1 protein-coding gene and 1 pseudogene are annotated in these 607 nt (G+C 81.2%); one reads left to right on the forward strand and one right to left on the reverse strand.

Annotated elements, in window-relative coordinates; all coding sequences use genetic code 11:
• Positions 1–296, forward strand: a 296-nt coding sequence (locus FA014_RS19710; protein ID WP_154731275.1) for a zinc-binding dehydrogenase, incomplete at its 5' end; no start/stop codon positions are given.
• Between the two features lie 12 nt (positions 297–308).
• On the opposite strand, the pseudogene FA014_RS20470 reads toward FA014_RS19710, so the two are convergent.
• Positions 309–607: pseudogene (locus FA014_RS20470) on the reverse strand (hypothetical protein); the annotation flags it as partial.

Consider the following 607-nt stretch of genomic DNA (forward strand, 5'->3'; position numbering starts at 1 on the left):
GGCCGAGCAGCGGGTCGCTCGTGCTGGTCGGCGCCGAGGGCGGCGGCCGGGTGCTCGGCGGCGGGCTCGCCCGCCAGGCGCGCGCCGCGGCCCTCGACCCGTGGGTCCGGCACCGGCTGCGCAGCGTCGTGTCCCGGGAGAACCCGGCGGACCTCGCGCGGCTGCGCGACCTGCTGTCCGGCGGCGACCTGGCGCCGGTGCTCGACCGGACCTACCCGCTGGCGGAGGCCGGCGCCGCGATCGAGCGGGTGGCCTCGGGCGCCGCGCGCGGCAAGGTGGTGCTGACGGTCGCCTGACGCCCGCCGGGGTCAGCTGACCAGCAGCAGGTCCGTCGGGCGCGGGGTGAACGCGCGGCTCAGCAGGATGCACCCCGCGCCGACGGCGCCGACCTGCGGCCCGAACGCGGACGAGGCGGCGGTCAGCGCGTGCCCGCCCGGCACCGGGTGCGCCGCGATCTCGGCCGCCAGCGCCGCGCCGGCGTGCGGGGCGATCCGGTCCCACAGCGGTCCGCCGGCCAGCACGGCCGGGACGTCGAGCAGGTCGGTGAGCACGCCCGCCGCCATGCCGACCCGCCGGCCCGCGAGCGCCAGCACGTCGCGCGCCCCCG

This window comes from Cellulomonas hominis, assembly GCF_005239125.1.
In the GTDB taxonomy this organism is placed as follows: domain Bacteria; phylum Actinomycetota; class Actinomycetes; order Actinomycetales; family Cellulomonadaceae; genus Cellulomonas; species Cellulomonas hominis_A.